Origin of the sequence: Negativibacillus massiliensis, assembly GCF_900148495.1 — a bacterium.
Taxonomy (GTDB): Bacteria; Bacillota; Clostridia; order Oscillospirales; family Ruminococcaceae; genus Negativibacillus; species Negativibacillus massiliensis.
Window position 1 is genome coordinate 220,383 of sequence record NZ_FTRU01000007.1, and the last position, 23,696, is coordinate 244,078.

At 45.7% G+C, this 23,696-nt stretch carries 22 protein-coding genes and 2 tRNA genes; 11 read left to right on the forward strand and 13 right to left on the reverse strand.

Going from position 1 to position 23,696, the window contains the following annotated elements; genetic code table 11:
* Positions 1-423: 423 nt before the first annotated feature.
* The gene (fusA, locus tag BQ5375_RS03715; protein WP_022131687.1) at positions 424-2,499 is read right to left on the reverse strand and encodes an elongation factor G; all 2,076 of its coding nucleotides are present in this window, start codon (positions 2,497-2,499) and stop codon (positions 424-426) included.
* A 787-nt stretch (positions 2,500-3,286) separates the two neighbouring features.
* Between fusA and BQ5375_RS03725 the strand changes: the two genes are divergently transcribed.
* Positions 3,287-3,802 (forward strand): transcription repressor NadR, encoded by a 516-nt coding sequence (locus BQ5375_RS03725; RefSeq protein WP_022132469.1) that lies wholly within the window; start codon positions 3,287-3,289, stop codon positions 3,800-3,802.
* Positions 3,803-3,863: 61 nt separating this feature from the next.
* On the opposite strand, the gene BQ5375_RS03730 is transcribed toward BQ5375_RS03725, so the two are convergent.
* The 4 genes from BQ5375_RS03730 to BQ5375_RS03745 form a co-directional block, all read right to left on the reverse strand.
* A complete protein-coding gene (locus BQ5375_RS03730; protein WP_076917420.1) occupies positions 3,864-6,098 on the reverse strand; it encodes a M56 family metallopeptidase in 2,235 nt (744 codons plus the stop codon).
* Positions 6,099-6,135: 37 nt separating this feature from the next.
* Entirely contained in the window at positions 6,136-6,498 is a 363-nt protein-coding gene (locus BQ5375_RS03735) for a BlaI/MecI/CopY family transcriptional regulator (RefSeq protein ID WP_076917421.1), read from the reverse strand.
* Positions 6,499-6,577: 79 nt separating this feature from the next.
* Entirely contained in the window at positions 6,578-9,646 is a 3,069-nt protein-coding gene (locus tag BQ5375_RS03740; protein WP_076917422.1) for a M23/M56 family metallopeptidase, read from the reverse strand.
* A 37-nt stretch (positions 9,647-9,683) separates the two neighbouring features.
* Complete coding sequence (locus BQ5375_RS03745; RefSeq protein WP_076917421.1) at positions 9,684-10,046, reverse strand: BlaI/MecI/CopY family transcriptional regulator; 363 nt, start codon at positions 10,044-10,046, stop codon at positions 9,684-9,686.
* Between the two features lie 554 nt (positions 10,047-10,600).
* Here BQ5375_RS03745 and BQ5375_RS03750 point away from each other — a divergent pair.
* Positions 10,601-11,170, forward strand: a complete 570-nt coding sequence (locus tag BQ5375_RS03750) for a hypothetical protein (protein WP_076917423.1) — start codon at positions 10,601-10,603, stop codon at positions 11,168-11,170.
* 132 nt (positions 11,171-11,302) lie between these two features.
* On the opposite strand, the gene BQ5375_RS03755 is transcribed toward BQ5375_RS03750, so the two are convergent.
* The 5 genes from BQ5375_RS03755 to BQ5375_RS03775 all read right to left on the reverse strand — a co-directional run bounded on the left by BQ5375_RS03755 (position 11,303) and on the right by BQ5375_RS03775 (position 14,774).
* Complete coding sequence (locus tag BQ5375_RS03755; protein WP_076917424.1) at positions 11,303-12,187, reverse strand: nucleotide-binding protein; 885 nt, start codon at positions 12,185-12,187, stop codon at positions 11,303-11,305.
* Positions 12,187-13,065: a nucleotide-binding protein gene (locus BQ5375_RS03760; protein WP_076917425.1), complete on the reverse strand. Its 879-nt coding sequence runs from the start codon at positions 13,063-13,065 to the stop codon at positions 12,187-12,189. Before BQ5375_RS03760 ends, BQ5375_RS03755 begins: the two co-directional genes overlap by 1 nt.
* A 151-nt stretch (positions 13,066-13,216) precedes the next feature.
* Entirely contained in the window at positions 13,217-13,543 is a 327-nt protein-coding gene (locus BQ5375_RS03765) for a NifB/NifX family molybdenum-iron cluster-binding protein (protein WP_022132377.1), read from the reverse strand.
* Between the two features lie 22 nt (positions 13,544-13,565).
* The gene (locus BQ5375_RS03770) at positions 13,566-14,417 is read right to left on the reverse strand and encodes an Mrp/NBP35 family ATP-binding protein (protein WP_022132378.1); all 852 of its coding nucleotides are present in this window, start codon (positions 14,415-14,417) and stop codon (positions 13,566-13,568) included.
* A gap of 138 nt (positions 14,418-14,555) precedes the next feature.
* The gene (locus tag BQ5375_RS03775; protein WP_022132379.1) at positions 14,556-14,774 is read right to left on the reverse strand and encodes a putative signal transducing protein; all 219 of its coding nucleotides are present in this window, start codon (positions 14,772-14,774) and stop codon (positions 14,556-14,558) included.
* A 201-nt stretch (positions 14,775-14,975) separates the two neighbouring features.
* Here BQ5375_RS03775 and BQ5375_RS03780 point away from each other — a divergent pair, with 201 nt between their 5' ends.
* From BQ5375_RS03780 to BQ5375_RS03800, 5 genes are all read left to right on the forward strand, one after another.
* Positions 14,976-15,974, forward strand: a complete 999-nt coding sequence (locus BQ5375_RS03780) for an asparaginase (protein WP_022132380.1) — start codon at positions 14,976-14,978, stop codon at positions 15,972-15,974.
* A 69-nt stretch (positions 15,975-16,043) separates the two neighbouring features.
* Positions 16,044-16,643: a TetR/AcrR family transcriptional regulator gene (locus BQ5375_RS03785; RefSeq protein WP_022132381.1), complete on the forward strand. Its 600-nt coding sequence runs from the start codon at positions 16,044-16,046 to the stop codon at positions 16,641-16,643.
* Positions 16,644-16,699: 56 nt separating this feature from the next.
* Positions 16,700-17,596, forward strand: coding sequence for a radical SAM protein (locus BQ5375_RS03790; protein ID WP_076917426.1), 897 nt, complete (start codon positions 16,700-16,702; stop codon positions 17,594-17,596).
* Between the two features lie 64 nt (positions 17,597-17,660).
* Entirely contained in the window at positions 17,661-18,332 is a 672-nt protein-coding gene (locus tag BQ5375_RS03795) for a phosphatase PAP2 family protein (RefSeq protein WP_076917427.1), read from the forward strand.
* A 78-nt stretch (positions 18,333-18,410) separates the two neighbouring features.
* Positions 18,411-19,064 (forward strand): hypothetical protein, encoded by a 654-nt coding sequence (locus tag BQ5375_RS03800; RefSeq protein WP_076917428.1) that lies wholly within the window; start codon positions 18,411-18,413, stop codon positions 19,062-19,064.
* A 234-nt stretch (positions 19,065-19,298) separates the two neighbouring features.
* Here BQ5375_RS03800 and BQ5375_RS03805 read toward each other — a convergent pair.
* Both BQ5375_RS03805 and BQ5375_RS03810 read right to left on the reverse strand, forming a co-directional pair.
* A tRNA-Pro gene (locus tag BQ5375_RS03805) sits at positions 19,299-19,375 on the reverse strand.
* A gap of 39 nt (positions 19,376-19,414) precedes the next feature.
* A tRNA-Gln gene (locus BQ5375_RS03810) sits at positions 19,415-19,488 on the reverse strand.
* 278 nt (positions 19,489-19,766) lie between these two features.
* Here BQ5375_RS03810 and trxA point away from each other — a divergent pair.
* From trxA to BQ5375_RS03825, 3 genes are all read left to right on the forward strand, one after another.
* Complete coding sequence (gene trxA, locus BQ5375_RS03815) at positions 19,767-20,078, forward strand: thioredoxin (protein ID WP_022132385.1); 312 nt, start codon at positions 19,767-19,769, stop codon at positions 20,076-20,078.
* A 106-nt stretch (positions 20,079-20,184) separates the two neighbouring features.
* Positions 20,185-20,694 (forward strand): hypothetical protein, encoded by a 510-nt coding sequence (locus tag BQ5375_RS03820; RefSeq protein ID WP_076917429.1) that lies wholly within the window; start codon positions 20,185-20,187, stop codon positions 20,692-20,694.
* Positions 20,695-20,834: 140 nt separating this feature from the next.
* On the forward strand, positions 20,835-21,044 hold the full coding sequence (locus tag BQ5375_RS03825; RefSeq protein ID WP_022132387.1) for an alpha/beta-type small acid-soluble spore protein: 210 nt from the start codon (positions 20,835-20,837) through the stop codon (positions 21,042-21,044).
* A 59-nt stretch (positions 21,045-21,103) separates the two neighbouring features.
* Here the strand turns inward: BQ5375_RS03825 and BQ5375_RS03830 are convergent, their stop codons facing one another.
* Positions 21,104-22,903 carry a Na/Pi cotransporter family protein gene (locus BQ5375_RS03830; RefSeq protein WP_076917430.1) on the reverse strand — a complete coding sequence of 600 codons (1,800 nt, stop codon included), beginning with the start codon at positions 22,901-22,903 and terminating at the stop codon, positions 21,104-21,106.
* Between the two features lie 508 nt (positions 22,904-23,411).
* Between BQ5375_RS03830 and BQ5375_RS03835 the strand changes: the two genes are divergently transcribed.
* Positions 23,412-23,627 carry a hypothetical protein gene (locus tag BQ5375_RS03835; RefSeq protein ID WP_076917431.1) on the forward strand — a complete coding sequence of 72 codons (216 nt, stop codon included), beginning with the start codon at positions 23,412-23,414 and terminating at the stop codon, positions 23,625-23,627.
* The last annotated feature ends 69 nt before the right edge of the window (positions 23,628-23,696 follow it).

Below are 23,696 nucleotides of genomic sequence, written 5' to 3' on the forward strand. Positions count from 1 at the left end.
AAAGTATTAAAAATATTATAGCAATTTATTCTGAATAAAGCGATAGAAAAGATACACAATGTAGGCATGAAATTATCATGGTATGTACACAATTAGGGAAAAAACAGTATCCAGCTTCAAGCTGGTGCTGTCAAAAATCATCCACCGGATAATTTTTGAGGTCGCACTCTACCCTCAATCGGTTTTCGAGAACCTTTTCTCTTGCAAAAAGGTTCTCGAGCTCTCCAAATGAGCGCCTGAACGATAAAGAGTTTCGCCTTCTGCGGAAGGCGACCAAAGGCGTTGCCTCTGGACACCACGAGCTTTTTGTAAAAAGCTCGAGTAAAAACTTCTGTTTTTTTCCAAACAATGCAGCAAGGGGTCTCCATCCCCTTTCGGAAACGGAAACCCCTTAACTTTAAGAAGGATTCGATTGTGTCAAAATTACTCTTCGCTTGCAAATTTCTTTGCTTCTTCGATAACCTTTGCTTCGAGGTTGGAAGGAAGCTGTTCATAGCGAGCGAAATCAAAGGTGAAGTAGCCGCGTCCCTGAGTCATCGAACGGATTGCGGTTGCAAAGTCGCTCATTTCGCTCATTGGAACGTCTGCTTCGATTTCCTGCAGGCCGTCTGCGGATGGGTTCATACCAAGAACTCTGCCGCGGCGTTTGTTCAGGTCGCCGATAATATCACCGGTGTTGGAATCCGGAACATAAACTTTCAGGTTGCCGATTGGCTCGAGCAGAACCGGAGAAGCTTCCGGCATACCATTCTTGTATGCGATGGATGCTGCCATCTTGAAGGACATTTCGGAGGAGTCTACCGGATGGTAGGAACCGTCAACCAGAGTAGCTTTCAGTCCAACAACTGGATATCCTGCCAGAACACCGTGTTTTACGCAGTCCTGAAGACCTTTTTCAACTGCTGGGAAGAAGGATTTCGGAACAGCACCGCCGAATACCTTTTCTTCGAATACAAGGCCGTCGCCAACGGTTGGCTCAAATTCGATCCATACATCACCGAACTGACCATGACCACCGGACTGTTTCTTGTGTTTGCCCTGTACTTTAACTTTCTTGCGGATGGTTTCGCGGTAAGCAACTCTTGGAACTTCCAGAGAAACCGATACGCCGAATTTATTTTTCAGTTTGGAAACCAGAACATCCAGATGCTGTTCACCTAAACCGGATACCAGCTGCTGGTGGGTTTCTGCGTTGTTTTCATAAGCGATGGTTGGGTCTTCTTCCATCAGACGCTGCAAACCGGAAGCAATCTTGGATTCGTCGCCTTTTGCTTCGGTCTTAATTGCCATCTGCAGGCATGGTTTCGGGAAGTTGATCGGATCAAAGTTCAGAACTTTCTTTGGATCGCACAGTGCATCACCGGTTTCGGTAGCAGCCAGTTTGGTAACTGCGCCGATATCACCAGCGGTGATGTAAGCGGTGTCTTCCTGTTTCTTGCCGCGGACATAGATGATCTTGCCCAGACGTTCCGGCTGACCGGTTCTGGAGTTGATTGGTGTCATATCTGCGGAAAGTTTACCGGAGATAACCTTGATGTAGGAAAGTTTGCCGATGAATGGGTCAGCAATGGTCTTGAATACATAAGCTGCCAGAGGAGCTTCGTCGGTGCAGACAACTTCAACTGGTTCGCCGTCAGCATCAACAGCAACCTCTCCGCCTTTTTCCCATGGGGATGGCAACAGGTCAACGATGCCGTCGAGCAGCATATCGATTGCCTGGAGATTTGTAGTGCAGCCGCACAGAACTGGAGAGATGGAACCATTGGTTACACCGGTATGTACGCCGCGGATGATTTCATCACGGGTAAACTGTTCACCGGAGAAGTATTTTTCAAACAGAGCTTCATCTGTTTCAGCAACTGCTTCAGAAACAGCTGCGGTAAGACCGTCCAGACGATGGCCAAAGTCAGGCATCTCAACCTCATGAGGCTCACCCTTTTCATCGTAGGTGTAAGCTTTCATGTCGATGAGGTTGATGTAGGATTTTACTTCACGGTCTTCTACATATGGAACAACGATCGGACATACTGTCGGACCGAAGGTAGCTTTCAATTCTTCAAAAACTTTATAGAAATCAGCATGGTCAGCGTCGAGCTTGCTGACAAAGAACATGGTAGCTTTGGAAGCGTCTTTTGCCATCTTGTACGCTTTTTCTGTGCCGACATCCACACCGGATTTGCCCGATACACAGATCAGCAGGCTTTCTGCAGCGCGTACGCCCTGTACAGTTTCGCCGGCAAAGTCAAACAATCCTGGGGTGTCGATCAGGTTGATCTTGGTGCTGCCCCATGCAAAAGGAGCAATCGAAGTGGAAACAGATACTTGTCTCTTAATTTCTTCCGGATCATAGTCGCTAACTGTGTTTCCGTCTGCTACTTTTCCCAATCTATCAGTCGCGCCTGCTTTAAACAGCAGAGCCTCGGTAAGCGAAGTTTTTCCCGAACCGCTGTGTCCGGTCAATGCAATGTTTCGAATCCTTCCTGCCAGATATTGTCTCATAAAGTATCGCCCCTTTCAAGTTCACCGTTTTACGGCATTCCGCCCTATGGCGGGGCCCTGTCTTATGCAGGGTTCTCATCAGATGAGAGCTTTGTCATCGGATGAGTCATTACACAACGAGTTTCGTTTTGTAACGAGTCCCATTTATCAATGGGGTACTATTCAAGTATAACAATTTCATTCCCGATTTTCAATATAAAAATGTAGATTTTATACGATGACGGTGTAGAATTCTCCGAAAGATACCTGTACAGATTAAACAAAAAACTACTTTTATTTGCAGAAAATCTTGACAGGAAAGCGGATGCCTGCCGACAAAATGGTATCCTATCCTATGCAAAATAACGGGAGTTTAGACGAGGAGACTTTCTTTTTTGGCACAAGGTTCCGCACACTGCGGTGTGCTCCAAGAGCTTTGCCCTTTGGAAACCCACAAACTTTTGTGTACAACAGTTTGACAAAAAACTTCTGTTCTGCACTGTGGGCAGACTGCTTTTGTACTTTCTCAGAAAGTACAAAGCGCGAAATTGTCCGCGGGTTTACCACGCCAAAAAAGCACAGCATGGCGCTGTGCTTTTTTGGCGTGGTGAATCTATAAAAAAGGGAAGTGGCAAAAGAAATGTGTTTTTTCTTTCTGAACATATAACGCTTGAAAAGGCTAAAAAGCAACACTTAAATTGCAAAGTTCAAAATTTTTTCACAAATTTACGAAAAGTCCTTCTCTGGAAGAATTGGTTCGGTTGTGTTATGATAGAAAATATCAGATCAATCGAAAGGGGAAATGGGCATGAATTCAGCGCAGAGAAGGGAAAAGCTGCTCAACATGCTGTGGGAAGAAAGCCGGCCGCTGAGTGCAACCGCAATTGCAAAAGAATTTGGTGTCAGCCGCCAGATTATCGTCGGGGATGTGGCACTTCTGCGGGCAGCAGGAGAGAACATCGCGGCGACTCCACGGGGATATGTTTTACAAAAAGAACGCAGCAGCCACACCAAAACGATTGCTTGCCGCCACAATGACGACAACCTCCTCAAGGAGCTTTATATTGTAGTGGATAACGGCTGTGCGGTGTTGGATGTCACAGTAGAACATCCGGTATACGGGCAGATTCTGGGCCAGCTGCAGATTTTCTCGCGGTATGATGCCGACCAGTTTGCAAAAAAACTGGGAGAAAATTCAGCTCCGCCGCTGTGTGCCCTGACCAACGGTGTCCACCTGCACACCATTCAGTACCAGCATGAGGATGATTTTCATCGGGTGATGGAGCAGCTGGAAAAAGAGGGAATTTTGTTTGTCGAAAGCTGATTGATATTTTATTTAGAGAGAAGCGCACTCCCAAAACAGAGTGCGCTTCTCTTTTTTTGGTTTACTCAGCCAGCAATTGAGAGATATCAAGCATCTCTTCATTGGAAACAGCGTCCAGACCAAGATAAAAATCGGTAGCAGAATCACTGTGTCCAACGGTGCCAATCTTGTCGCCTACAGAAACGTTTTGTCCATATTTAACGGAAGTTTCTTTGAGGTGAGAGTAGGTCCAGATAATGCCCTGTGGATCAGCAATCTGAACACAGTAACCGTATCCATCCTTCCATCCGGCATAAAAGACAGTTCCTGAAATGGAGCAGGTGACTTCGCTGCCTTCCGGTGCATAGTAAAGACGACGACCTTCGATATCTTCTATCTTTACTGTTTCCTTGACAGGAGAAGCAAAGGTATCTGGTTTTAGGAGCTCCATAGCTAACTTCTTAGCTTCTTCGATGGTAATTTCTTCTAAAGGTTGGAGAAGACCATCCTGATAGGTAGCGCGGATATTAGTTTCACCTTCTGGATTAATGGATTTTGCAAAATTGCCGTCAATCACCCAGTGAATTGTTTTGCCGTGATAGGTCCAGGACTGTTTTGTCTCATCATAGACGATACCTTCATCATTGAAAGAAAACAGGTTTGGGAGGATGCCGCCGCCTGACATCTGAAAGACGCTTCCATCATAGGCGATAGACCAGTTACCGCTGGTGTCCTGAGAACGGAAAACAAAGCAAGGATTCTCTCGGTAATCGTAGAAGGTGGAAACGAGGGTCCCGTCGCGCATGTAAAGATTTCCTGAATTGCTGTCAGCAGGGGAAGGCTGGAAGATAAGTTGATGTCGACCAAAAGACTCAAAGTATTCTGTCAGATCCTGACACTCACTGATGCGAAGCGGTCCATCTGGGTATGGATAAAGGTTAAGGGTGTCTTCGGTTGTTGTGTTAAGTTTTTTTAGTGTACCATCTTCGTTATAGGTGATATACAAGGTCAGATTACTGCCCTCGGTTTCAGAAAAAAAGGTAAAGTTTCCACTTGGATTTGGGTCAGCAAAGTATTTGACCAGTTCTCCGTTGTAGTAGAGGTCACCTTTGGTGGAGTCCGTTTCGGATGGGACAAACATGACACCGTATTTTTCTAACTCGGCAAAGCGTTCAGCAGGTGAAAAGGTCTTTTTAGAAGTCTTGACAGAAACTTCTTGTTTCATTTGGTCATCGTCCGTCAATATTTTGTCTGATACAGTTTCTGATTCACTGCTGGGAAGTTCAGTGTCTATGGGGTTATTTTTTGCGGAGGTGGCAAACAGAATGCTGACACAGGCAACTACGACCACCGCTGCAAGGATAGTGATGAGGGATGCTTTTTTCATCTTCATAATAGCACGAATCCTTTCTTCAATAGCGTTCCTGCCAAAACCACTGGCAAATGAGGCAAAGCCACCTTTTTGCTCCTCCATGTCGATGAGGGCAAGCGCATAATCTGAGCGCCTGTTTCGTCCCAGAAGATGCAGAACGGTTTCGTCGCAGGAAAGTTCGATGTCACGGTTAAACAACAGGTACATCACCCAAACCAGAGGGTTCATCCAATGGATGCACAGCGTTGCGGTTAATAGAATTTTGGTCACACAGTCAAACCGGCGGATATGAACCCACTCATGGGTAAGGATGAAATTTAAGGTGGATGGGGATTGCTCCAGACTTTCTTTTGGGAGCAGGATGACCGGACGGAAGATACCGTAGGTCAGCGGTGTGTGGATGCAGTCATATTGGCGGATTGTGATATTCCGGTGCAGCTGATGAGAAGAAAGCCACTCATTTACAAACTCATTCTCCACCGGCAGCGACATCCGAAATTCCCGAATTCCCTTCCAGTAATTGATGCCAAAGAAAGCAGCAATTACACCGATTCCGATACCCCAGATTGCTGGGAGCGCATCAAAAAAGATTTCGGAAAAGGATTTACTTGGCTTTACTTCGACATATTCAATATCTGTATCAGGAATCGGCGCCATTTCAAATTGGGTTGAATTTTCCATCGTTTCCGATGAATCGTCCAAAACAGGTTCAAAGGTGGATTCCATTGCAGATGACTGTTCAACAACAGCCGGAAGATTGGGGTCGAACCATGAATAAAAGCTCATGACCGATGGAATCGAAAACGGGATCAACAATCGCAGCAGAGCAATCCACCACAGCACCAGAAAGGTCTTTTTGGGGAATCGTTCAATGGTCAAAGCGCGCAGAATGATGATGGCGACAATCATCAGCGCAGCTGACAGGCTCATTTGGACAAGGCTCATACAAGCGCCTCCTTATGCAGCAAATTTTTGAGGTAAATTAGTCGTCGAGTTCTCCCACGATATCGCGCAGTTTTTTGATCTGTTCAGAGGAAAGCTTTTTCCTTCCAAGCAGGGCAGCGAACAGCTTGTCCGCCGAACCATCGTAAATTTTGTCGATCAGCTCGTTAGTCTGTTCTTCCTGGATTTCTTCCTTTTTGACCAGAGCGTGGCACATGAAGTTTGGTTCCGAGCGTTCGATAGCGCCTTTTTTGATACATCGTTTTATAAGGGTATAGGTAGTATTCATGTTCCAGCCAATGTCTTCTTTGAGTACATCTGAGATATGTTTAGCAGTACAGTCGCCTTCGTTCCAGAGGACACCCATTACCTTCAGTTCCGAGTCAAATAATTTTCCGTCCATATTTTTCCTCCTATTTGCGGATTTTATGTTTGTCTTTGGAAAAGGTTGCCTTTTTCCAAAAGGCAGGGCTTTACAACCTTTATACCAAATTGTTGAGGTTGATCGGCTGACCGCCGTACCACAGTTCCAGTTCAAGCTGGATTTGCTCAGCCCATCCGGTATATCCAACAACACCAATTTTGTCTCCAGTAGAAACGACATCACCGGCATTGACGTCCAGAGAATCCATGTGGCTGTAAACCCAGACCATATCGTTTTCATCTATGATCTGTACGCTGTATCCGCGGCTGGTGTTCCAGCCTGCACTGACGACAACACCGTCAGATACGGCGCTGACAGAGCAGTCGGAAGAAGCGTAATAGATGCGGGACGTACCACTGTAACCTGCTTCCTGATGGGTAGAGCTGATAACAGGGGATTGATAGTTTGGAATGAGAATGCTGTCTTGCTGTTGCTGGAACAGTTTCTGTGCTTCTTCGTTGGAAATCTGTTCCACACCAATGATATGATTACCTTTATCACGGGTGGTTTTCAGGCTGAACTTGCCTTCGCTGAGGTTGGATGCAAAGCAGTAGTTGGTGCCGCCGCGAGGATCAATGAAAAACTGCACCGGCTCACCGTTATAATATACACTTCCGATACCTGTCATAATATCCGATGCTTTATAGGAAACACCAAAACTAGCAAGCGGATCAAATAACTGTTCAAGTCGTGCATATTTTTGCTGACGCTGTTTTACGATATCGGATGTAGCCCAGTTGCTCTGGGAAGGAAGTTTTCGGAGCTCAACAGCTTCCTCAATTAGATTTTGTGCATCAAAAAGTTCGATGCGGTCAAACTTTCCAATAGGAAGTACCATTCCGTCTTCTCTTTCCCAGGAAGAGTAGACAGTGCGGATATCGACAACGCCGCAGTTATTGATATAGAAGATATCCTCTGCGTCGGTTGTGTCTCCTTGTGCAGTATCTGCCCAGCAGCGGATCAGCTCACCGTTAAAGTAAAGCCGATTGTCCGGACCGAGGGTGATATTGTAAGGAGCAAATTCGTTGGCAATTATCTGAAGTTCTTCATTCCCAAAACCGCCGGCAAGAGGTTTTCTCTGGATTGTTTTAAAAGCCCATCCTGCTGTTTGTTCTGGCTCAAATGCCTGAATATCAAGAAGTGTATCTTGTTTTCGAACGGAATAAATATCAATGACACCGTTCGGATTATAGTACTCATAGCTATAGCCTCTGATTTTTTTCAGGTACTCGTCAAGATCACCAGAAAAGTTATCGGAAAAATAACTGTTTGATCCGTCAATAAAGTAGCGGACCAACTGGTCATCGTACAGGAAATTGCCATTTTCATCAAATGAGAGATGGCGGTTTGACAGATACTCTTCCCGAAGCCAGGAAGCAGGTTCCCCGTAATTGAGGACTTCTTTTGTTTTAAGCTTGTCTTCAGAAAACAGATATTCAGGAGCATATTCGGACAGTTCCTGTCTAACTTCTTCATCACACAGTGTTTCCAGTGACTGAGCTTCGCCGTACTCGTTCCGGACAACGTTTAGATTCACTTCCCCGTTTTCGGAGAAATAAACCATTCCGGTAGCGCGGTCCATCAGGGTGCGGATTGGCTTTTTCAGATAAGTCCAGACATCGGTATCCTTTTGCTGAATCATACTGTGCAGAGGATAATCGGAAGCCACTTTTCTTGGATCATCGACCGTTGCAACCTCAGCTGCAGTCGGTTCTGGAATTTCTCTTGCGGCAAATTCCTCTTCGGTCGCTTTTTGCAGTCCGGTCAGTTGATCATTGCTGTCACGGACTGCTTTGATATCGACCGTACCATGAGTTTCGTAGTATCCGATACCTTTGGTATTTAAATTGTCACCCTTCCACTGGTCATCAAAACAGCGTACCAGTTTGCCTTCAAAATAGAGTTTACTGTTTTCCAAATCGAATTTCAGACCATAAGGTTCATAGTCCTTATAAAGATTTGGGTCGTAGATATTCTGAACAACGGTGTCTGAGGAAGATTCCTTAGAAGCAGAAGAGGATTCGGTTGGGTTGTTTTTTGCGGAGGTGGCAAACAGGATGCTGACACAGACAACTACGACCACCGCGGCAAGGATGGTGATAATGGATGCTTTTTTCATCTTCATAATAGCACGAATCCTTTCTTCAATGGCGTTCCTGCCAAAACCACTGGCAAATGAAGCAAAGCCGCTTTTCTGCTCCTCCATATCGATGAGGGCAAGCGCATAATCTGAGCGTTTGTTTCGTCCCAGAAGGTGCAGAACGGTTTCGTCACAGGAAAGTTCGATGTCACGGTTAAACAACAGGTACATCACCCAAACCAGAGGGTTCATCCAATGGATGCACAGCGCTGCAGTCAGCAAGATTTTGGTTACACAGTCAAACCGGCGGATATGTACCCATTCATGGGTAAGGATAAAGTTTAAGGTGGATGGGGACTGTTTCAAGCTTTCTTTTGGGAGCAGGATGACCGGACGGAAGATACCGTAGGTCAATGGTGTATGGATACAGTCATATTGGCGGATTGTGATGTTCCGGCGCAGTTGATGGGAAGAAAGCCATTCGTCCACAAATTCGTTCTCCACCGGCAGCGACATCCGAAACTCTCGAATACCTCTCCAGTAATTGATGCCGAAGAAAGCAGCGATCACACCAATTCCGATACCCCAGATTACTGGGAGCATATCGAAAAAGCTTTCGGAAAAGGATTTACTTGGCTTTACTTCGACATATTCAATATCTGTATCAGGAATCGGCGTCATTTCAAATTGGGTTAAATTTTCCACCACTTCCGAGCGGGTTTGCTCAGGCACAGCCGAAACAGCATCTTCTTGTGGAGAAGCATTCTGCAAGACTTCGGATGGAATTTCCAGAACAGGTTCTGATGTGGATTGAGACTCCGTTATCTCCTGTACTTCCTGGTGGACAGCCTTGGGAACATCAGGGCTAATCCATGAGTAGATGCTCATGACAGATGGAATCGAAAACGGGATCAACAATCGCAGCAGAGCGATCCACCACAGAACCAGAAAGGTCTTTTTGGGGAATCGTTCAATGGTCAAAGCGCGCAGAATGATGATGGCAACAATCATCAGCGCAGCTGACAGGCTCATTTGGACAAGGCTCATACAAGCGCCTCCTTATGCAGCAAATTTTTGAGGGAAATTAGTCGTCGAGTTCTCCCACGATATCGCGCAGTTTTTTGATCTGTTCGGAGGAAAGTTTTTTCCTTCCAAGCAGGGCAGCAAACAGCTTGTCCGCCGAACCGTCATAAATTTTGTCGATCAGCTCGTTAGTCTGTTCTTCCTGAATTTCTTCCTTTTTGACCAGAGCATGGCACATGAAATTTGGTTCCGAGCGTTCGATAGCGCCTTTTTTGATGCAGCGCTTGATGAGGGTATAGGTGGTGTTCATGTTCCAGCCGATGTCTTCTTTGAGTACATCCGAGATATGTTTGGCGGTACAGTCGCCTTCGTTCCAGAGGACACCCATTACCTTCAGTTCCGAGTCAAATAATTTTCCGTCCATAACCTTTCTCCTTTTCTGAATCTTTTCGTTAGAGCGAAAATCAAAGTTTTTTGGCAAACTTTTGTACACAAAAGTTTGCGAGGTTGAGGGTACATAAATGTACCCTAGGCGAGTAGCTCCAATAAAACAACAAAACAATAAAAAAATCGTTCGGGTCAGGATGCCGTTTTGGTGCTGTCGCACGTCAGTGTGCAAAGGCGGAGCCTTTGACTGTTTCGATGCTGCGATGCAAAACATTCGTGGCAGGATGCCGTTTCGGTGCTGCCGCACGTTAGTGCGCAAAGGTAAAACCTTTTACTTTTTCTCAAGTAGATTCCTGCCATCAGTCTCACAAGACTGGAGTAGTTTCTATGTCTATACACTACCACAGTCTTGTGGGAAAGTCAATACACGACTCTGGTAGTTTGAGTAAAAAATAGACTTTTGTAAAATCCACACAAAAATCCAAAGAAAACCTTGACAACTGAAAAAGGGGTGCTATAATGGGTGAAGATATGTGTCAAGACACCTATCAATCAAAAGAGTAACTTGTGTCAATTAAGGGAGGATTTTTTATGAGAAGCAGAACAAACACCTATCAGCTGGCATTGACCGGAATGTTGATTGCCATTGGAATTGTAATTCCGATGTTTTCTCCAATTAAGGTTGTAATCGAGCCAGCTTCCTTTACGCTTGCAAGCCATGTTGCGGTATTTATCGCAATGTTCATTTCTCCATCCATGGCGGTAGCAGTATCGCTTGGAACTACACTGGGCTTTTTCCTGGGTGGTTTCCCGCTGACTGTTGTACTGCGCGCACTGACCCACGTCGTCTTTGCACTGGTGGGAGCGCTTTACCTGCAAAAGAGAGATTATGCACCGATTGCTTCGGTCAAATCCTCCCTGCTGTTTTCGCTGTGTATCGGTATCCTGCACGCAGTATGTGAGGTGCTGATTGTGCTTCCATTCTATGTAAATGGTTCGATGCCGCAGGCAAACTATGACAAAGGATTTTTTGTGTCGATCTTCCTGCTGGTAGGTGTTGGCTCAGTCATCCACAGCATGGTGGATCTGTCCATTTCGATCTGGCTGTATAAGCCGATTCAGGCAATTTATGGCAGATTGGGAGCAGCACAGCACGCATAAAATGAGATACGGGATTTTATAAAAACAGGAGCGTTCGTCTTTGACGAACGCTCCTGTTTATTTTGTGATATAGAATTAGTCTGCTGTAATACACTGGCTGTGCGCCAAACCATATCCAGTTTCCAGCTGGCACTATAAGGTGTTCAAAACCTCCAGTGTCTTGGAGAATAGACTTGTTACACGCTGGGCAGCGGGAGAGTTTGGATAATCGACGATTGGTCGATTATGGTTGACTGCACGGATGACCAGCGGATCAAACGGAATTTCTTCCAGTACCATCAGCTCATGCTCGGCACAGTAACGATAAATGTCCTGTGTAAATTGAGGAGCGGTGTCCGAGCGGTTGATGCAGGCAACAGCGGGAACACGCAGCTGACGGACTGTTTTCAGGATGCGGGTAAGGTCGCTCAGCCCTGACAGGGAAGGCTCCAGGACCAAAAGCACCAGATCCACGCCGGCAACCGAAGAGATGATGGGGCAGCCAATACCGGGAGAGCCATCGATGACTGCAATTTCAGCATTTTCTCCGTAGGTGGAAAGATTCTGCTTAACCATATTGATGGTTTTTCCGGTTGCACCGGCACCTGGCTTTAAGGAAGCGGTGGAGAAGATTCCATATTCGGTGGCAGAAACACTGTAACTTCCTGTGCTGGTTTCTGCCAGATGAACCGCCTTTTCCGAGCCGGAACCAATCGGACAGACCAGTTCGCAAACACCGCAGCCTTCGCACAGATAAGGGTTGACTACACCGTTTTTCATCGCACCAAAGCGGCAGTGCTGTTCGCACAGCCCGCAATGGGTACACAGACTCTGGTTAATGACAGCACGTTTGCCAAAGCAGGTCTTTTGCGAAAGCATGGTTTGTCCTTCGGAAAAAATCAGATGCAGGTTTGGCACATCGACATCACAGTCGGCAAAACAGGCCTTTTGCTGTCCTTTAAGCAGGGAAATAAAGGAGGAGGCAATGGTGGTTTTACCGGTTCCGCCCTTGCCGCTTAAAATCAAAAGCTGTTTCATTAAAATACCTCCCTGTCCTGAACAGAATCTGGATGAGACTCCAAGCGGGGACCGAGCAGAGCCTGCGCATTTTTGAGGATTTTTTTGAAGATCCTGCTGTATTCTGCATCCTTTGCAGCGAGCTGACCGCTGGCATTAATGCGAGCAAGCTCGGGGGAAAGGGGAATCTCTGCCAGAACTTTGATGTTATGTTCTCGGCAGAAGGTTTTGATATAGTTGCGGGTATCCAGTGATTTGTTGATGACGATGCCGAAAGGCTTGTTATATGTATTGAGAAGGTCAATACAGATTCGCATATCATTGACACCGAATACAGTCGGTTCGGCAACCAGAATACACAAATCTGCCTCCACAATTCCCTGAACGACATGACAGGAATTGCCGGGAGAGCAGTCCATGACCAGGTTAGGCAGATGGCGGGTCTGGTCGATCATCCGGCGGATGATGGCACTGCCCTGCATCTGACCGGGATTGAGACTGCCCGAATAAACACGGACATGCTCAAAATTTCCGGAAGAGATGGAACCGATGTTGTAGGGAACCTCCTGAATGGCCTTGTTTGGACAAACCAGAGCACAGCCGCCGCAGTTGTGGCACAGATGGTCAAACAAAAGGACCTGTTTTCCGGTAAAGCTCAACGCATGAAAGGCGCAGAAGTTCATGCAGGCGCGGCATCTGGAGCATTTTTCATGCAGGATGGATGGAATAGGCATATCCACCGGCTCTACCACTGGATTTTCAATGGGAAGATAGAGGTGGCCGTTTGGGACCTCTACATCGCAGTCCAAATAGACTGCGTCTTGCTGAATATAGGAAAGGTTAACGCTGACAAAGGTTTTTCCGGTGCCGCCTTTGCCGCTGAGGATGGCTATTTTCATGTTTGGATGATTCCTTTTACAAATATTGTAATTTTTCACATGATACTGATTGGATAGATTTATTCTATCGACTGCTGAATAAAAAAGGCCTGCCGCTTGAGAAAACGGCAGGCCTTTTAAATGTTCTGCTGAAAATGCAGCAAATAGAAATCTAGAGCAGTGACAGTTTACCTGCAAAAAACAGCTCCAGATTTTCTGCCGCGCCGGATGCAGCAGCATGATAGACTGTGATGTTGCCGGCGGACAGCAGACGCATGGCGTTTTCACCGCATCGATTGCTGATCAAAACATCAACACCATGGTCAATCATCAGTTGGGCAGCCTGAATGCCTGCACTCTGCCCAAAAAGAAAGGTAGATTCCAAAAAAGAACCTTGATTGGTTTCAGAATCAAAAAGGTAAAAAAAGGGAGATCTTCCAAAGATGGAAGAAATGGGAGAATCGACGCGTGCCTGTTCGACAGGGATGACAACTTTCATCAGAAGACTCCACAGAAGAAAATTACTCTTCGAATTTGCGGTTTGGCAGTGCGATCAGCTGATCAGCAGCCTCGCTTAAATATTCTGTCGGCATCTGGTCGATCTTACCTTCATCGCACAGAGCAGCAAGGTTTGGATCGATCGGCATACGGCCCAGAATTGGCAGACCGGTTTCAGCAGCAACCTCTTCGAGTTTGCTCTTGCCGAAGATTTCGATCTTTTTGCCACAGTCCGGACATACCAGATAGCTCATGTTTTCCACGATACCAACGATCGGTACGTTCATCAGTTTTGCCATCTTGCAGGCTTTTTTCACGATCATCGATACCAGATCCTGAGGGGAGGTAACGATAACGATGCCATCTACCGGAATGGACTGGAATACAGTCAGCGGAACATCGCCTGTGCCTGGCGGCATATCGATGAACATATAGTCTACTTCGCCCCAGACAACATCGGTCCAGAACTGTTTTACAGTACCTGCGATAACAGGACCTCTCCATACAACTGGATCATCAGTATGTTCCAGAAGCAGGTTTACCGACATAACTTCCATGCCGTTGTTGGTGAGTCTTGGGTCGATACCAAGCTCGGTACCGCTTGCGCGGCCGGTAATGCCGAACATTTTTGGAATGGAAGGACCGGTGATATCCGCATCCAGAATAGCGGTGGCAAATCCACGGCGCTGCATCATAACTGCCAGGGAAGCGGTGACCATCGATTTGCCAACGCCGCCTTTACCGCTGACAACACCGATTACCTTTTTAATATGGCTGAGGTGGTTTTCCGGTTCGAGCAGGCTCTGAGGTTTGGAACAGGAGCCCTTGCTGTGACAGGAAGCACAGTTGCCGGAGCAGCCGGTTGATTCACTCATTTGATTCATCTCCTAAAAAAAATTACGGTACATAATAAAAACCGTTCATAAAGATGCAATATTGCCCTCAAAAAGAGCATATCCATACCTTTTTATTATAACCTTTTTTACAGCATTGTGCAAGGGAAAAGGTGGAGACTAAAACCCCATTCCCTGTAAAATTTCCTGTGCTTTGCAAAAATCCTGCCGCGGCACATAGATTTCCTCGCCCTCGCTTGAGTTTCCTCGCAGGAGATTTAACATCCCGGCGTTTCCAAGGTCACGCTTATGAACCGGAATATTATTTTCTTTCATGGCAGCAACGATTATCTCTGCCTGAAAATTATCCGGTACAGTACACAAGAGAACAAGATCCATTTAATACACTCCTTTTTGCCCAAAAGTAAAAAAAAGGCTGTCTAGTGACTTTATTCTAACAGAAAGTAATTGCCCGGGACAACCACTCTGCGTACAAAATTTTTCTTAAAAACAGGACTTGCCGGGACTAAGAAAATTGCCTATAATGAAACTAACAGAGAATCTTTTTGAAAAAGATAAAATTGGAAGGGAAGAAACGTTATGAAACACATTCTGCTTATTGCGACCGGTGGAACGATCGCGTCTGAAGACACCGAAAATGGTCTTGCTCCACAGATTTCCTCGGAAAAACTGTTGGACTATGTACCAGCAGCGCGCGAATTTTGTACCATCGACGCAGTTCAGATTCTCAACATTGACTCGACCAACATCCAGCCGGAGCACTGGCTTTTGATGGCCCGCACCGTTAAGGATAACTATGAAAAATATGATGGCTTTGTCATCTGCCACGGAACCGATACCATGGCATACACCTCTTCGGCACTGTCTTACCTGATTCAGAACTCGCCGAAGCCGATTATCATCACCGGTGCCCAGAAACCGATTTCCATGGAAATAACCGATGCAAAAACAAACCTGCTCGATTCACTGCGCTTTGCAGCCTGCCCGGATGCACATGGAGTATGCATCGTATTTAATGGCAAAGTAATTGCCGGAACCCGTGCAAAGAAACTGCAGTCCAAGAGCTTTAATGCATTTGACAGCATTAATTTCCCAGTACTTGCAACCATCCGCAACAACAAGATTGTCCACTATGTAAAAGAAAGCTGCCCATGCTCCTATCCAGCATTTTACATCGACATCAATCCAAGAGTCTTTCTGCTGAAACTGATTCCAGGTATGGACCCGGAATTTCTGTCCTGGATCGGTGAGCACTATGATGCAGTGATCATCGAAAGCTACGGCGTGGGCGGACTGCCAAGTGTTGAGCACAAGGATTTCCTCAAGGCAGTGGACAAGCTGATCGCAGACGGAAAGATCGTTGTCATGAGCACACAGGTTATGTACGAGGGAAGCGATATGGAGGTCTATGAGGTCGGACATGTTGCAAAAGAGCGTTATGGCCTGATCGAAGCGTACGATATGACACTGGAAGCAACTGTTACCAAGCTGATGTGGATTATGGCACAGACCAAAGATCCGCAGAAGATCAAAGCAATGTTCTATACTACCATCAATCACGACATTTTGTTCCAGTAATCAGGAGCAGAGGATCTGAACAAACCAGTTTGTTCAGATCAGTCAGTCCAGACAAAGGAGGGGAAAGCGATGACAATTCAGGGGCAGAGCCTGAAATCACAGAAGGAAGAAAAACGAATCAGGATGATACAGGCGGCATACGAACTGTTCTCGGAAAAAGGGGTATATAAGACAAGCATCGACGATATTGCAAAATCTGCCGGTGTTGCCAAAGGAACCTTTTATCTCTACTTTGCGGACAAGACCGAAATCTGGGAAGCGGTTGTGGTGGATATCAGCAACCGGATTCTCGCTCAGGCAAAAAAGGAACTGGAAAGGAAAAGTCTGCCTGACATGATCGAGCGCATCTTGTTTGTAGCGGATTTTATCATCGAGCATTTTAAGAAAAATCTGGATGATCTGAAAATTGTTCAGCGCAATTTTTCCTGGCCGCTGGTACTGCGCAAGATGAATGAGGCACAGGATAATACGCTGCTGCAGATGTTGGAACAGTGCTTTTGCAGCCCGTATCTTAGCCGCTATACCATCGAGGAAGCATATCGGATGATGTTTTTGATCGTGGAGATGGTCGGCTCCATCTGTTACACCTCGATCTTGCTGGAGCAGCCGGCACCCATCGATCAGATGAAGCCGGTGCTGTTTCATACGATACGGAAAATATTGATTTAACACAAGAAAGGTTCGGGTTAGATTCCCGAACCTTTCTTTTCAGAAGGGAGAAGAACATGGAACAATCACAGCATCTTTGCCGCCTTTGTCCCAGAAACTGCGGGGTGGACCGCAGCAGACAGACCGGATTTTGCAAGGCAGGCGACAAGGTAAAACTTGCGCGTGCGGCGCTGCACTTTTGGGAGGAGCCCTGCATCAGCGGGGAGGAAGGCTCGGGAACGGTATTCTTTTCGGGCTGTCCGCTGCAATGCGTGTTCTGCCAGAACCACCAGATCAGCGCTGAATGCTATGGAAAAGAAATCAGCATCAAGCGCCTTGCCGAGATTTTTCTGGAACTGCAGAATCAGGGAGCAAATAACATTAACCTTGTGACAGGCGGGCACTTTGTACCGCAGATTATTCAGGCATTGGATATGGTACGAAGAGATTTAAAGATCCCTGTCGTTTATAACAGCAGCGGCTATGAAACGGTGGAAACGCTGTGGATGCTCAAAGGTTATGTAGATATTTATCTTCCGGATATCAAATATTTTTCCCCGGAGCGCAGCAAACGCTATTCCCATGCACTGGATTATTTTGAGGTAGCCTCCAAAGCAGTGCAGGAGATGTTCTCGCAGGTGGGAGCGGTGGAATTTGACGAGAGAGGAATGCTCACAAAGGGCGTTATCGTGCGTCACATGGTCATGCCAAATGGTGTAGAGGACAGTATGGATATCCTTACTTGGATTGCGGAAAACCTGCCGCTGGATGACATTTTAGTCAGCGTTATGAGCCAATATACCCCATTTTATAAAAGCGCCGAGTTTCCGGAAATCAACCGCCGGCTGACACAGGAGGAGTATGACAGAGTGCTCGACTGGATGGAGTGTATGGGAATAGAGGATGGATTTGTGCAGGAATTAAGTTCGGCAAAAGAGGAATATACACCGGACTTTTCCCTTCAGGGAGTGTAGAGCACGTAGAGATTATCACGGTATAAAAGTTTGGTATTTTATTTGTGGGAAAGAAGGATTTGATATGATAACACAGGTGAAAAAATGGGTGACAGAGCATCCAATCTGGTTTGCCATTCTATTTTTTATCTTTTACTTTACCGGATTTTTTACATTAGAGCATCTTGTCACCGAGCCGGTATATCTGCTACATTGCGGCTTGGATGATTTGATTCCATTTAATGAGTGGTTTATTTTTCCGTATGCGTCCTGGTTTGGGCTGATCCCGTGGGCGCTGATCACCTTGCTTTTGTTTGACCGGAAAAACTATTTTTATCTGTGCGGCGTGATGTTTTCGGGAATGGCACTGTGTCTGCTGCTCTATCTGATTTTCCCAAATGGGGTGGATCTGCGTCCGCAGAGCATCGAATCGAGCAATATTGCAGCGACATTTGTGCGAATGATCTGGTCAGCGGACACCTCGACCAATGTCTGCCCATCCATTCATGTTGCCAGCACCTTCGCAATTTTTCTGGCGGTGCAGCGCAGCAGAATCTGGAAACACAGAAAGCTTGTAGTTGGAATCTGCGGTGTGCTCACCGTTATGATCTGCTTGTCCACCCTGTTCTTGAAACAGCATTCGGTGATTGATGTTGTGTGTGGAATTGCGCTGAGTACAGCGCTGCATTTTGTTTTTCGGCGCACAGGAGAAAGAGAACAGGCTGTTTTGTGCAGATTGGGCGAGAACGAAGGGTAACTGGAAAATAGAGATGGTGCATATCCTGATAAGAGAGGATTACAGCAAACTGTGATACAGAAAGGAGTCACCATCTTTATGAATTTTTGTTGTTGTAATAACTGCGGATGTTTTCCGGTGTATCCCTGTCCGGTGCCCGGCCCGACCGGAGCAAGAGGTCCTGCCGGTCAGGCTGCAACCATAACGGTTGGCACAGTGACGACGGGAGAACCGGGCACCGATGCCACTGTCGTAAATTCCGGAACACCGCAAAATGCCGTACTTAACTTTACTATTCCGCAGGGAAGCTCCGCGTCGCAAAACTTGGAGCGTTTTCTCACCACCGATACCCCAGCCCAGCCAATCAACTCCGGAGAGGCACTGACCTTCTTTAACAATCCTTTGTCATTGGGAGACTCTGTGACACATACTCCGGCGAGCAGCGATGTTGTGATTGAAAAACCGGGAATCTATCTGGTGTCCTTCCATGGGACAGTAGGACTTCCGAGCACTTCATCTGGACCGGTTCCAAGTTTAATCTATCTGACGCAGGACGGAAAAAACGTGGACGGCGCTTCGGTGCAGACCAGCTTGAATCAGGGAGGAAGCTACACAGCAGTGGCATTCAGCATCCCGATTGAAGTTACCAGTGTGCCATCTGTTTTACGGATTGTATCGGAACAGGGAGGATTGCTGTTTAGCAACATCTCATTTTCAGTGGTTCAGCTGGGAGATAATCCGGCATCCAATTAAAACAGAAGAGTCTGGATAAAACAAAAAGGAGTTCACAGCTTTATGCTGTGAACTCCTTTTTATTTGTTATGTAAAAGCCTATGAAATCCCACAGCTTTTTGGTCGGAGTAGCGGGACTTGATTCTCGCCGCGCTACGCGGCTCGGTCATTCGCGGCTTTCGACTACCGTTTTCAAGTCCCTAGACTTCAAAAGTATAAAAAAAGAAACCACAGTTTTTACTGTGGTTTCTTTTTTGGTCGGAGTAGCGGGACTTGAACCCACGGCCTCTTGGTCCCGAACCAAGCACGCTACCAAACTGCGCTATACCCCGAGATAGTACAAATCCCAATCTATAAAGATTGGGATTTGATGGCTGCCCGACTAGGATTTGAACCCAGACAAACAGAGTCAGAGTCTGTCGTGCTACCCTTACACAATCGGGCAATGTATTGTGTGTTATTAAGCTGTGTTGTCGTTGACAACGTATATTATTATACTCGCTTCTTTGAAAATGTCAATAGCCTTTTTGCAATTTTTTCAAATTTTTTCTCAAAAAATATTTTTCCTGTTTTCAAGCGATTTTTCCTGGAATATTTCTTAAAGAAATTGTAAAAATATTGGTAGAACCCCTTGTAATAATACCAAAATAGTGTATAATAAGGGCGTGAGGAGAATTAATCCGAAACAAAAATGTATAATCACCTTTTTAAGGAGGAAATGATATGGCAGTATTACATCTTAATCCAGAAAATTTTGAACAGACAGTATCCAATGGTAAGGTCATGGTAGATTTTTGGGCACCATGGTGTATGCCATGCCAGTCCCTTCTTCCGACCATTGATGCGCTGGGTGAGGAACTGGAAGGCAATGTAACCGTTGCAAAGGTCAACGTTGATGAAAATAAAGCTCTCGCAGTAAAATTCCGCGTTATGAGCATCCCAACTGTAATCTTCTTTGTGGATGGTGTGGAAAAAGAACGTCTGGTTGGAGCTTATCCAAAAGAAAAATATCTGGAGATCATCAATAATCTCTAATCAAAGAAATCAGTTATCCCCGCCTTTTTAGGCGGGGGTATTTTTTTCCAGAAAGCGGACAGAATAAAGATAAAAACAAAATCTCTTTGTAAAACGAGGTGAAGGTTTGATACCGATTATTCTGTTGGGGGAAAAGGATGACAGTGCTGTTTGTGATGCATTGTATCTTCAGTTAAACCAAAACTGCGCAAAGGTAAGCGAAAAGGATTTTTGCTGGAACCAGCATGCGGATTTTTTGCTGGTGGATTCCGTACAGACCAATTTTCTGGATGCAGGCGGCGGACTCGTTATATTAAAAGAAAGCTTTTGCAGACATCATGCACCCAGACATCTGCTGCACGCAACCTGTATCTTCTTGAGTCAATGCAGCCAGGCCGCTGAATTTGCTTTGGAGTGCGGACTTGCTTGTCTTGCCTGCGGCGGAAGTTTTGATGCGCTGAGCTTTTCGAGCATGAAGGAACAAATGGTGCTCAGTGTACAAAAGGAGATCCGGCGGCTGGATGGAACGCAGGCTGCAGCGGGAGACTTTCCGCTATCCTTAAAGGCAGGTCAAGAACAGGACAGCAATTCCCTGCTTCTCTGCGCAACAGCATTGCTGATGATTCACCGATTATAAAAGAGAAAAATTACCAGAAAAAACAACACATAATCATTTTGCTGGATGCCATACTATTACTGCAAACGCAAACAGCGGTTTTGAAAACAGGCAAAACCGCACAATGAAGAAAAAGAAAAATTTAAGGAGTGTATTTTCAAATGGCAAGTTACAACAAAAATTCCAGCAATAGATTGGTAGTTCCAGAGGCTCAGGAAGCAATGAACAAGTTCAAGATGGAAGCTGCAAACGAAGTTGGCGTTAACCTCAAGGAAGGTTACAACGGTCATCTGACCTCCCGTGAAGCTGGTTCCGTCGGCGGCCAGATGGTTAAAAAGATGATCGAAGCTTACGAAAACTCCATCAAATAAGCTCATAAACAGATCAATGCAGATAAAAAAGAGGAAGGCAACAGCCTTCCTCTTTTTGCTTAGTGGATATTTAATACCTTGTTGTAGTAGGTTTCTTTATATTGATTATAAAGATCGGAATAATATTCGCTCAGCCCCTGATGTAGGATTCGGCGATATTCGTGGCGGTCGATATTGTGGTTTTTAGCAGCCTCATTGATCAGGCACATACCGATATTGGCACAATGATCGGCGATTCGTTCATAGTTAGAAAGGGATTCGATGTAAGGGAAGGCAGCATCGACAGTGCATTTACCTTCTTTGAGGCGTTCGATGTGGCGTTCCTTGAGAGTCTCTTCCACGATGTCGACAACCTCTTCCAGCGGTTCGATGCTGTTGGCAATCGAAATGTCTTGTTCGGTAAAGGCATGGATTGCCTTGGTGATACATTCGCTGACCGCATCACTTAAGGTTTTGATTTCTTCCAAAGCGGAAGCAGAGAAGCTGCTGCCGGAACTGTAAAGTCGTTCTGCACATTCCTGAATGTTAATAGCATAGTCGCCCATACGTTCAAATTCGCTCTGAATCTGGAGCAGCATGGAAACCTGGCGGCTTTCCGTGTCGCTGAGCTGACCTTCGGAAAGGCGGATCAGATAGGTGCTGACACGATCTTCCAGATGGTCAATGGTGTTTTCCTTTTCGCGGATTTTTTCCACCAGTTTGGTGTCATAATCGGCAAAGAGAGAGGTGACACGCCAGAGATTGCGGGAAGCAAGCTCGCCCATCTTGACAACACAGCGGGATGCATGGTCGATAGCAAGACCAGGAGAGCGAAGAAAACGTTCATCCAAAGTTGCAGAGGACATATCCTGATCATCTGCGTCGGTTTCCTTGTCACCATGGATAAAGGTCAGAGCCAGTTTTTCCAGCAGTTCTGCAAATGGAATCAGCAGGATGGTAACGGTAATATTAAAGATGGAGTGGAAGTTTGCGATGTCGTTGCTGGTGATTGGATTGTTCCAGAAGGAGAATCCGATGGTGTACTGGAAGGCATAGACACCAAACAAAAACAGAAGTGTACCAATAATATTGAAGCTCAGGTGCACAAATGCGGAACGTTTTGCATTTTTAGAAGCGCCGATCGCTGCCATGATTGGGGTGATACAGGTGCCGATATTCTGACCCAGAATAATCGGAATCGCAGAAGCAAAGGTGATTTGTCCGGTAGAGGTAAGTGCCTGAAGGATACCGATGGATGCGGCAGAACTCTGGATAATAGCGGTGACGCCGGCACCGGCCAGAACACCGAGAACAGGATTGGAGAAGTTTTGAAACAGTGCGATAAATTCAGGAACTTCTTCCAGTGGAGCAACAGCGTCGCTCATCTGGAACATACCGAAGAACAGGATGCCAAATCCCAGCAGAATCTGTCCCAGATCTTTTTGGGAGGCTTTCTTTCCTGCCATAAAGAGGATGATACCGATGATCGAGACGATCGGTGCCCAGGAGGTTGGTTTTAAAAGGTTGATGATGAAGTTGTCGCTTTGAATGTCCATCATACTCAAGATGTGGGCGGTGATGGTGGTTCCGATGTTGGCACCCATGATGACACCAATTGCCTGTTTGAGCTTGATGATGTTTGCATTAACAAGACCGACGACGATGACGGTGGTGGCGGAAGAGCTCTGTACCGCTGCGGTGACCAGTGCACCAAAAAGCACCGCTTTGAAAATGTTGCTGCTCATTTTTTCCAGTGTACGTTCCAAACGACCGCCCGAAGCCTTTTCAAGACCGGTACCTAATAGGTGCATTCCATAGAGGAAGAATGCAAGGCCGCCTAAAACGGAAACGATGATACTGAAATAATCCGTACTGTACATGATTTGACCTACCTTTTTGTTTTTGTCAGGAAAGAGTTTTACGCATCCTTTACGCTTTATTTACTTAGATTTTACATTAAGGCGACAAAACCACCCAAAAGCAGAGTTGCAGCCCATACTTTTTTATTATACCATCAGGTCAGGAAGAATGTACAGTAGAAAAGCATCTATCAAAACGGAGATTTATCGAAGTGTGATGGAGAGAATTTTGTCAAAAGTTATCATTTTATGACGTGTTCCTGTAATTTTAATATCAAAAACAAAACAGGCAGAAAAAAGCGGGGAGAGGCAGAATGGGGAATTTGAGTGAAGATAGAGATTTTGTTGTCTATTTTGCCGAAAAATAATCGAATAAATTTTGAAGGTTGTCTCGAAAATATTTTGTTTTTGTTTAAGATATACAAAAAATGGTGAGGGTAAGCGTAGGAGAAGGCGGAGGAAGAGGAATCGAATCGCGGAGAAGAAAGCAGGAGAATCACAGCTGCACGATTCTTTGCAGTATAACAATATGGGGTGGGAAGGAGAAGGAAAAGGGGGTGTTTTGCCTCAAAAAAGCAAGCAAAAAAGCAGTATAAATGGCTTAAATAAAGGAAAAATGAATGAAAGCATGAGAGAAAGACTAACGCGGCGGCAATGTTTTTGGATTTTGTTGATTTTATTTTTGATAAACAGGCAGAACAGAGAGGGCATTGTGCAGGTTGCTGTTATTTTTTTATCATTTTGATAAAATGCACAAAAAAGGCTTTTTTAAAAATTTTGACAATTCATGAATTAAATATTAACATGGATGGGT

Coding starts and splice junctions, on each gene's coding strand:
- trxA (WP_022132385.1), top strand. CDS start 19,767: ATGGCAGTATTACATCTTAATCCAGAAAATTTTGAACAGACAGTATCC.
- fusA (WP_022131687.1), bottom strand. CDS start 2,499: ATGAGACAATATCTGGCAGGAAGGATTCGAAACATTGCATTGACCGGA.
- BQ5375_RS03825 (WP_022132387.1), top strand. CDS start 20,835: ATGGCAAGTTACAACAAAAATTCCAGCAATAGATTGGTAGTTCCAGAG.
- BQ5375_RS03830 (WP_076917430.1), bottom strand. CDS start 22,903: ATGTACAGTACGGATTATTTCAGTATCATCGTTTCCGTTTTAGGCGGC.
- BQ5375_RS03760 (WP_076917425.1), bottom strand. CDS start 13,065: ATGAAAATAGCCATCCTCAGCGGCAAAGGCGGCACCGGAAAAACCTTT.
- BQ5375_RS03790 (WP_076917426.1), top strand. CDS start 16,700: ATGGAACAATCACAGCATCTTTGCCGCCTTTGTCCCAGAAACTGCGGG.
- BQ5375_RS03765 (WP_022132377.1), bottom strand. CDS start 13,543: ATGAAAGTTGTCATCCCTGTCGAACAGGCACGCGTCGATTCTCCCATT.
- BQ5375_RS03735 (WP_076917421.1), bottom strand. CDS start 6,498: ATGGACGGAAAATTATTTGACTCGGAACTGAAGGTAATGGGTGTCCTC.
- BQ5375_RS03770 (WP_022132378.1), bottom strand. CDS start 14,417: ATGAGTGAATCAACCGGCTGCTCCGGCAACTGTGCTTCCTGTCACAGC.
- BQ5375_RS03800 (WP_076917428.1), top strand. CDS start 18,411: ATGAATTTTTGTTGTTGTAATAACTGCGGATGTTTTCCGGTGTATCCC.
- BQ5375_RS03745 (WP_076917421.1), bottom strand. CDS start 10,046: ATGGACGGAAAATTATTTGACTCGGAACTGAAGGTAATGGGTGTCCTC.
- BQ5375_RS03755 (WP_076917424.1), bottom strand. CDS start 12,187: ATGAAACAGCTTTTGATTTTAAGCGGCAAGGGCGGAACCGGTAAAACC.
- BQ5375_RS03780 (WP_022132380.1), top strand. CDS start 14,976: ATGAAACACATTCTGCTTATTGCGACCGGTGGAACGATCGCGTCTGAA.
- BQ5375_RS03775 (WP_022132379.1), bottom strand. CDS start 14,774: ATGGATCTTGTTCTCTTGTGTACTGTACCGGATAATTTTCAGGCAGAG.
- BQ5375_RS03785 (WP_022132381.1), top strand. CDS start 16,044: ATGACAATTCAGGGGCAGAGCCTGAAATCACAGAAGGAAGAAAAACGA.
- BQ5375_RS03740 (WP_076917422.1), bottom strand. CDS start 9,646: ATGAGCCTTGTCCAAATGAGCCTGTCAGCTGCGCTGATGATTGTTGCC.
- BQ5375_RS03750 (WP_076917423.1), top strand. CDS start 10,601: ATGAGAAGCAGAACAAACACCTATCAGCTGGCATTGACCGGAATGTTG.
- BQ5375_RS03795 (WP_076917427.1), top strand. CDS start 17,661: ATGATAACACAGGTGAAAAAATGGGTGACAGAGCATCCAATCTGGTTT.
- BQ5375_RS03730 (WP_076917420.1), bottom strand. CDS start 6,098: ATGAGCCTTGTCCAAATGAGCCTGTCAGCTGCGCTGATGATTGTCGCC.
- BQ5375_RS03725 (WP_022132469.1), top strand. CDS start 3,287: ATGAATTCAGCGCAGAGAAGGGAAAAGCTGCTCAACATGCTGTGGGAA.
- BQ5375_RS03835 (WP_076917431.1), top strand. CDS start 23,412: ATGGGGTGGGAAGGAGAAGGAAAAGGGGGTGTTTTGCCTCAAAAAAGC.